Origin of the sequence: Microcystis sp. M179S2, from assembly GCF_020245805.1 — a bacterium.
GTDB classification, from domain to species: Bacteria; Cyanobacteriota; Cyanobacteriia; order Cyanobacteriales; family Microcystaceae; genus Microcystis; species Microcystis aeruginosa.
In genome coordinates, this window is record NZ_JADBUE010000030.1 from 39,792 (window position 1) to 49,057 (window position 9,266).

Consider the following 9,266-nt stretch of genomic DNA (forward strand, 5'->3'; position numbering starts at 1 on the left):
CTTAATTAGATGATATAGAACTTAAAAGAACATCAAGTTCCTGATCCGTTAACTGGTTTAGTTGAGCTAACAACTCCTCAGAAATTTGCTCTTCATCAACTTGATTGATTACAGGGTCAGGAGAAATGGAGACTTTCTCTATTAATTGTTCATTCACGAAAATGGCTAGAGTGGTAACAGTAACATCTTCAGGAAATTTAGTTAGAGGAATATCAACTCCCAAATCAACACTTAGCTTAGTTTTCATTTCAACAGTCATTAGGGAGTCAAAACCAATTGTTTTTAGGGGCTGATCTAGATGAATTTGAGCAGCATCTGTCCCTATACTCTTAGCAACTAAACCTTGAATGTAAGCAAGTAAAAGCAAAATCCTCGAATCACTGGAAGACTCTTGCCACTGAGACAGAATTGGCGACTGAGTAGCTGATAATCCATCATATCCTCCTACATCTTGGGCAATTTGAGTCAATAGAGGAATATTAAAGGGATAAGATGCTATAAATTGTGGCCAATCAACGGATAAAACCCCAATTTGAGCTATATTTTCTTGAATTAATTCACCGAATATCTGTAACCCTTGCTCAATTCTGATGGGATTAATGCCTTGAGCAAAAAAGCGATTGTCTAAATTGGCTGCCATACCCACTCCAGACCATGGACCCCAGTTAATACTTAGTCCGGGTAGTCCTAAACTCCGGCGATAGTGAGCTAGAGCATCCATGAACGCATTAGCTGCGGCATAGTTACCTTGACCCGGTGAACCCATTAATGAGGCTATGGACGAGAAACAGACAAAGAAATCTAAAGGTAGATCCCAACTAAAACAATGTAGATTCCATGTTCCTGTTATTTTGGGAGCCATAACACGGGTAAAACGTGGCCAATCTAGTTGTGATAAGAGTCCATCATCTAACACTCCTGCTGCATGAACAATTCCACGCATAACGGGTAAGGATACTGTCATTTTCTGGAATAATTTTTGAACATCCTCTTGTTTAGAAACATCAGCCTTGATGATAACTACCTCAGTTCCTGCCTGTTTCCATTGTTCAATCAATGTGATAGCTTCTGTATTTGGTTCACTTCGTCCAGTGAGAACTAAATATTTAGCACCTTGAGAAACCATCCAATCAGCTATTTTTAATCCTAATGCTCCTAAACCCCCAGTAATTAGATAGCTGCTATCAGGGCGTATTTTCTCTTGTTGACTTGTGCTGTGGGCACTATGTCGCACCAGTCGAGAAACATGACGGATTTCTTGACGATAAATCACCTGATTTTCGCTGTCAGGAGCTAATATTTCCGCTACAAGTAGGGATTGGTTAGCATTGGGTGATGCTTCTAGATCCACACATACACATTGTAATTCTGGATGTTCTAGGGCGATCGTTCGGCCAAGTCCCCATAAAGGCGCTTGTTCAATAGCTAAGGATGTGTCTGAGGGTTCTAAAGTTTGTGCACCTTGAGTAACTAACCACAGACGGGGTAAATTTGTACCTCGTTTTTGAGTTAAAGCTTGAACTAGAGACAAGACACTACCACAGCCTATTTCTTGCGCCTTTTGTAAGGCCTCTAGAGATAAATCTGTAGATGAATTATTCTCACAACTCCATAAATGAACTATTCCTTTTAAGGGAGGTTTATTTTCTAAGCTCTCTTGGAAAAGTTTGGTAAAATCATCAGTAACAAGAGGATTAACTGTATAACTTTCTGGGTTTAGCTTTTGATAGTGAGAGCCAACAGAAACGAGAATACAGTATTCACCTAATTGTGTTAGTTGATTAGCTAAAGATGAACCCATTCCATCACCCTTGGTAAACAGTAACCAAGTGCCAAGATTTTCTGCTCCGGTTAAAGGTAAGTTCAAATCACGGTTTTGTGGTCGCCAGACTATTTCATATAACCAGTTTTCTGTCTCCTCTTTTTGCACAACTTGCCCCAGTTTTTGAGAACTAATACGCTTAACTGATAATCCTTGAATTTCGGCAAGCAGTACCCCACTGTCATCAAATAAGTCCACATCTGCGGTGATGGTTTGGGAAGGCTCAGAAGAGTCTTGATTTAACTTAACTCTACTCCATAGATGAAGGGGTACAGAACCATAGACTTGATATTGCTTTAAACCCACAGGTAGGTAAGCATCGCCAGAGTCTTCTCTTGATAAAGCCGCCCCTAATACTTGTAAACTAGCATCCAGTAAAACGGGATGTAATTTGTAGTTACAAGCTTCATTAACTAAGGGTTCTGGTAACTGAATCTGTCCGAGAGCCATTCCTTCATACTGCCACAGGTCTGTAATGGCTTGAAAACTTGCTCCGTAGTCCATTCCTCGTTGTTGTAATTGTTGATAATAATCTTCAACATTTACGGATTCAAGAGAATCAATTGATAAGTTTTCTAAGTTGACTGGACTGGGTTGAGTAATATCTGTTACTTTGATAATTTTACCCAAAGTATGAAGTGTCCAAGAATCGCCAACAGGATTAAGACTAAAGATTTCAAAGGTATAAGTCTGGGAATCTTGAGGAGTCAGAATTAACTCGATGTCTTTGACTTGATTACCCTCGAAAAATAAGGGATGCTCAATCTTCACATCTTCTAGGCTGATTGAGTCGGATTTAAAAACATTGATCCCGGCGACAAGAGCCATTTCTAAGTAAGCAGTAGCAGGGAAAATAGTGGTTGCTTGAATCTGATGGTGTTGAATATAATTGGGACAATCTTGACTGATTTGAGATTCAAAGATAATTGGTTTTAGTGGCAAATGTAACCGTTTTCCTATTAAAGGATGAAGATGTCCATTGCCATTGCTAGAGTATAACTCAAATTGCTGAGTACCCTGAGGATTGTTGTGAGAAATATGTCCTTTACCATTGGTTGACTCAACTCTTGTAGTGGAGCAGTCGGACAATATACTGCCATGGCAATACAATTGTCGGCTAAATTTATAAGTTGGCAGACTCAAACGATGATAGGAATAATCTTTTGAAAATCCAGTCCAATTTACAGGTGTTCCTCTAACATATAATTCTGCCAAACTTTGTAACATTTGTTGCCAATCTGATTTTCTAGATCGCAAACTTGGCAACCATACTCCCTTGCCTTCTGGAATACAATGACTTCCCATTCCTATTAAAATGGGTTGGGGACCAATTTCTAGATAAACCTCATAACCGTGGCTCGCTAGTGTATTCATTCCTGCGGCAAACTCTACGGTCTGGCGAATATGATTCACCCAATAAGAAGGCGTAGCTATTTCGGCTGTCGCTATTTTACCAGTGACATTAGAAATTAAGCTAATATTTGGTTTTGAGTAGGTGATTTCTCGGGCAATTTTGGCAAACTCGGCCAATATTGGCTCCATCAAAGGTGAGTGAAAAGCATGAGACACTTGTAAGGTTTTTGTCTTCACCCATTCGGTATCTAAATTAGCGACTACTGCATCAACGGTTTGACTGTCCCCAGAAATAACAATGCTAGATGGCCCATTAATAGCAGCGATAGAAACCTGTTTTTCATAAGAAATAATGGCACGTCTGACAGTTTCTTCGTCGGCAGTAACTGCTACCATTTTACCGTTAGAAGGTAATGCTTGCATTAAACGACCTCGATAAGCGATGAGTTTTAACCCATCTTCAAGACTGAACACCCCGGCAATGCAAGCGGCCACATATTCTCCTACACTATGACCCATAACTGCACTAGGTTCAATACCCCAAGATTTCCATAATTGAGCGAGTGCGTATTCTATGGCAAATAAGGCGGGTTGGGTGTAAGCTGTTTCATCTATGGGTGAGTTCTCTCCCTCTTGAGGATAGAGAATAGATAGCAAAGGTTTGTCTAAATAGATACTAAGAATCTCTTGACAGTGTTCAAGGGTTCTACGGAAAGTAGGTTGAGTCTCATAAAGTTCCCGGGCCATATTGATATATTGTGACCCCTGACCTGTAAAAAGAAACGCAATTTTCTGGTGCTTCTGGTGCGATAGTTCACCGGTCAAAATTCCCCCAGCTTCTTTGCCCTCAATAATAGCCTCTAACTGGGATTGTAATTGAGTTAAAGACTCAGTTTGAATAGCTAAACAATGATGAAAATGCGAGCGCCCCACATCAGCACTAAAGCAAAAGTCTTGTAAGTTGATTTGCGGATTTGCTTGAAGATAATTGTGATAACTTGATACTAATTCTCGCAAAGATGACTTAGTTTTAGCGGTAATAGTCAAGATAGCAAGAGATGGTTTATTTTGCTCTTGCTCCAAGGTTTCTGGAACAAATTCTTCTAAAATAACATGAGCATTAGTGCCACCAAAACCAAAAGAAGATACCCCAGCTAATCGCCCTTTTTTACCCTTTTTCCAAGGCTGTAATTGAGTAGGAATAGATAAGGAAGTTCCTTCTAGAGAAATATAAGGATTGAGTTTTTGCAAATGAAGGTGAGGAGGAATTTCACGATTTTGTAAAGCGAGGCAAACTTTAATCAGTGCGGCAATTCCTGCGGCTGCTTCGAGATGACCAATATTAGTTTTTACAGAGCCGATCCAACAGGGCTGATCTAATTGACGCTCCTCCATTAATACTTCTTTGAGAGCATTAAGCTCAATCGGATCCCCTAAAGATGTACCTGTACCATGAGCTTCCACGTAGCTAATATCTTTGGCGCTTACCTGAGCTTTGGCTAAGGCTTTTTTAATAACAGCTTGTTGAGCTTGTTTATTGGGTGCAGTTAGTCCATTACTGTGACCATCTTGATTAACTGCTGAACCGCGAATAATTGCATAAATGCGATCGCCATCTTGAATAGCCTTCTCTAGGCGTTTGAGGATAACCACCCCACAACCTTCGCCCCTGACATAGCCATTAGCACTTTCATCAAAGGTTTTACAGCGACCATCAGCGGCTAACATCCCTGCTTTTGAGAAATTAATAGTTAATTGGGGAGATAGCAGCAAATTTACCCCGGCTGCTAATGCGAGATGACATTCCCCATCTGTTAAGCTCTTACAAGCTTCGTGGACAGCAACTAACGAGGAAGAACAGGCCGTATCTATAGCTAAACTAGGCCCATGGAAATCTAGAAAATAAGATAAACGATTAGCCGCCACACAAAAAGCGTTACCCGTGCCATAGTAAGTGCCTATAGACTCATTATCTTTAGATAACAAGCGAGCATGATCATCACTACTGATGCCAACAAATACACCTGTTTGACTCCCTGCTAAAGTTTCGGGGGCAATACAAGCATTTTCGAGAGCTTCCCAACTAACTTCTAAGAGAAGTCTTTGCTGGGGATCCATTTCCACTGCTTCCCGAGGTGAGATGCCAAAAAATTGAGGATCAAAATCATAAACATTATCTAAAAATCCACCATTTATGGGGTTTAAATTGCCCAGTTCTTGATGATTCCATCTTTGAGAAGATAATTCTGTTATTGCATCCCCTCCTTGGCGTAATAGTTGCCAGAATGCGTCTGGAGATTTAGCTTGAGGAAAACGACAGCCAATACCGATAATAGCGATCGGCTCATTTTGAGGTTGTGATGAGGTTTTTTGAGCGACTGTGGATGAAGTTGTAGCTAGAGCTTCAGAACTTAATCCATTTAGGGCTAAATAGTGAGCAACTGCATGAATGCTAGGATATTCATAAACCAGCATAGGAGATACACTTTTCCCGAGCCATTGCTCAAGCTCTCCCGAAAGACTTACTGCCGCTAAAGAACTCAGTCCATAACTTGCTAAGTCTTGTTGAATATCTATTTTTTCTGGTGCTATTTGCAAGCTCTCTGCAACTTTTTTAATTAGCCACTCTTCAATTGCTTCTTGAGTATCGGACACAATTTGATTCTGACTGACCTCAGAGAATTCTTCAACAACCTGATAACTTTTGACTTGTTTTAGCAGAGAGTTAATATCTGATTTAAGCTGCTTAAATCCATTCTTATGTTCAGGATTTTTACTCCAATCCCCAATCACATTAAGAGTTCCTGCTAGAAAACTAGCTCGGCAAGCTTGACGTTGAATCTTGCCACTAGATGTCTTGGGAATACTTGCTGTTTTCAGCAGTACCACAGCATAAACATCTAGTTGATGTTCTTCGGCAACAGAGCGAATAATTTGCTCAATTACCGCTGGTGAGTCTAATTTACGCAGATAGCTTCGTTCGACTTCTTGAACAACTACTAGCCTTTCTTGACCAGCAATTTCCACTGAAAATACTGCTCCACACCCTTGCCGCAATCCCGGGTGACTTTTTTCGACGGTGGATTCAATATCTTGAGGATAATGATTACGTCCCTGAACAATAATTAAATCCTTGAGTCTTCCTGTGATAAATAACTCACCAGCCAGTAAAAATCCTAAATCTCCTGTCCGCAGAAATGGCCCAACCTGGGTATCAGCTAAATAAGCTTTGAAAGTTTCTGCTGTCTGTTCGGTTCGATTCCAATAACCCTGAGCTACACTATCACTAGATACCCAAATTTCTCCTATTTCCCCATCTCGACATTCAGTTAAAGATTCAGGATTCACAATTACAATTTTTTCTGATAACCAAGCGTGACCACAACCAACTAATAATTGAGCATTCGGGTGTTGAGAGTTAATAGTAACGGCACTATTTTCTAAAAGAGCTAATTTATCAACTGCTGCAATCACAGGAGATTGGCTTTTAATTCCCCCCGATACAAATAGAGTAGTTTCAGCCATCCCATAACAAGGATAAAATGCCTCTCTCTTAAAACCATAATCAGCGAAAGTATTAGCAAATTTTTCTAAGGTAGCCGCTCGAACAGGTTCGGCCCCAGTAAAAGCTACATCCCAACAACTTAAATCCAGATTTTCTCGCTCTTGAGGTTTAATTTTATCAGCACATAATTCGTAAGCAAAATTAGGACCGCCACTACTGGTAGCGTTGTAGCGAGAAATAGCCTGTAACCATCGGAGCGGTTTTTGGATAAATGCTTCTGGAGGCATAATCACACAAGGAAATCCGACGTATACTGGTTGTAATACGTTACCAATTAGTCCCATATCATGGAATAGTGGCAACCATCCTACACCAATAGTTTCGCTTGTATGTCCAAAGGCAGAAGCAATCAGTTTTTCATTATGAAGTAAATTTTTATGACTAACCATAACTCCCTTAGGCATACCTGTGGAACCAGAAGTATATTGTAGGAAAGCTATGTCCTCTAAAGAAAGATTCGGTTTTTGCCAGTTTTCTGCTTGCTTATCCGGGATGTTATTAGTAGCTAGGCAAGGTACTGTTACTAACTCAGGGTCACTCGAAAATTTTTCCTCAATAGTACTTAATAAGGATGTAGTAGTTAAGGCCAGTTTGGCTTGAGCATCTTTAGTTATTGCTTGTAGTCGAGAGAGCTTTTGATTACGTCGGGGAGGATAAACGGGAACGGCAATAACACCCGCATATAAACAGGCAAAGAAAGCAATGATAAATTCTTCCTCCGATGGATAGAGCAATAAAGCTCTTTCTCCCGGAAACATTTGTAACTGAAGTTGAGCCGCCAAAGCTTTTGCTTTTTGCTCTAATTGCTGATAAGTCAGTCTGGCGGTTTCTGTTTCTCCATTAGCCAAAAAGATATAAGCTGTTTGCTCGGCTTGCTGCAATGCTCTATGGTTCAAAATATCTACAAAAGTAGAAATGTCCTGAAAAATTTCGCCTTCGCCTTGAGATTTTGACTCTACAGACAGATCAAGCATTTTTTCCTCTACAACTGATTTCTGAAGTTCTTTTAACATAAAACTAATTACAAAGCAATCGCACGCACTTCAACATAACCTGACAATTGAGAATGGCAAAAAGTCTTGCTGATACAGGGTTTTGGCTTTTGATTGAATATTTGCTGGTTCTTCGTTACTTGGTATGGTTCGATAGGGGGGCATAAATCGACTAAATCCTTATCTGGCAAAAGACTCAATTGATTAGCTCGTTCTAGATAGAAAACAATTGGCAAAAATCGAAGCAATGTCTTTCTATGTAAGGGTTTTATCCTTTATAACCCCCCTCCATTGCATAACACAAACCGAAGAACCTATTTGCTTTAGTATTGCTTACGTCAGGTTTATGACTGTTTCGTTACAAAGCAAAAGTCTGAAACGTTTGCATGGTCAATGGTCGAGGCCAAGCTGTATCTGTCAAGAGGTCTTTTTATGCGATTACCCTATCCCTCCTCTGGGTCTACTTTACCTAAACTCAATAAAGACTGCTTACTGTTTTTTATTTTTACCGCTCCCATTTTTATTCTAGCGGCTTACCCTAAGTAAAAATACTTAGTTAAACAAAATTTAATTATTTAATTGTCAAGTCCGGTAGTAATTTTGTAACCGTTCAGGAGAGGTGTCAAGCCGCCAGTGGCATTGACTCTGTGGAAGGACTCTCTTGGGGCAGCAGAGAAGGAGAAGCACTGCCTTTCCCAGGGGCGCAAATCGTTTCGGTCATAAGGTTCTAAGCACAATTAATTACACATCTGAGCCGTCAGCCGTCAGCTTTTTCAGTGATCAGTAAACAGTGATATAGCGTTTCCTGTTCGTAAGAGGTACATTATCGATGTTGAAAAGCTTAATCAGCAAAGGTTTAACTGTCACACACGGGTGTGAGAACCGCTACAATTACTATAGATGGAAGGAAATCGGCTGTCCCTTTGCCTGTATGCTAGAAAGAGGAGCTAATTCGTTATTGAGCGAGCTTTTTCGCAAGGATTGACAGTATGGGTAGTATTCACGATCAGTTATTAGAGGAATTAGCCGAAGTGGAGTGGAGTGACTTGATCCCCCATGCTCAAAGGGATGCGCTGATCCTGGTTTCCGATTCCCTCAATTTAATCGAAGTGGCAGAAGCGATCGCTGGTGATCAGGTTGCTCAAGTGCAGAATTGGATCGGGGAAAAACTACTGGAAAAACCGACACAGGAGCAATTAAGCGATTGGAATTCCCATCCCGATAACCTTTTTAATACACTAATCGTGCAACCTTTTGTGTTAATTCAGACCATAGCTTAGATAAAACCAAACCCCCCAATCTGGTGAGATTGAGGGGTAGGAAAGAATAATCCTGGCATCGAGCTATTGTCCCGGTCGGCAACCCGACAAGTATCTTGGCCACGGTGAAGTTTCACAACCGAGTTCGGGATGGAATCGGAGTGGTGCCATCACGTTAAAGACACCAAGAAGGGTAGAACCCTCAAGACTGCAAAAGCTAGGGAAAAAGTGGTGAAAAGAAGAATCAGGTCAAGCCCTCGGTCGGTTAGTACTCC

At 40.7% G+C, this 9,266-nt stretch carries 2 protein-coding genes and 1 rRNA gene; 1 reads left to right on the plus strand and 2 read right to left on the minus strand.

Translation table 11 applies throughout. The features are described 5' to 3' along the window. Position 1: 1 nt before the first annotated feature. Positions 2 to 7,714 carry a type I polyketide synthase gene (locus tag IM500_RS01710; RefSeq protein WP_242034576.1) on the minus strand — a complete coding sequence of 2,571 codons (7,713 nt, stop codon included), beginning with the start codon at positions 7,712 to 7,714 and terminating at the stop codon, positions 2 to 4. Between the two features lie 1,007 nt (positions 7,715 to 8,721). On the opposite strand from IM500_RS01710, the gene IM500_RS01715 reads away from it, so the two are divergent. After that, entirely contained in the window at positions 8,722 to 9,012 is a 291-nt protein-coding gene (locus IM500_RS01715; RefSeq protein ID WP_190720825.1) for a DUF2288 domain-containing protein, read from the plus strand. A 50-nt stretch (positions 9,013 to 9,062) separates the two neighbouring features. On the opposite strand, the gene rrf is transcribed toward IM500_RS01715, so the two are convergent. Then, a 5S ribosomal RNA gene (rrf, locus tag IM500_RS01720) occupies positions 9,063 to 9,180 on the minus strand. Positions 9,181 to 9,266: the final 86 nt, after the last annotated feature.

Bases quoted from the DNA above. Each gene is read 5' to 3' on its own strand.
- IM500_RS01715 (WP_190720825.1), top strand. From the start codon at position 8,722: ATGGGTAGTATTCACGATCAGTTATTAGAGGAATTAGCCGAAGTGGAG.
- IM500_RS01710 (WP_242034576.1), bottom strand. From the start codon at position 7,714: ATGCTTGATCTGTCTGTAGAGTCAAAATCTCAAGGCGAAGGCGAAATT.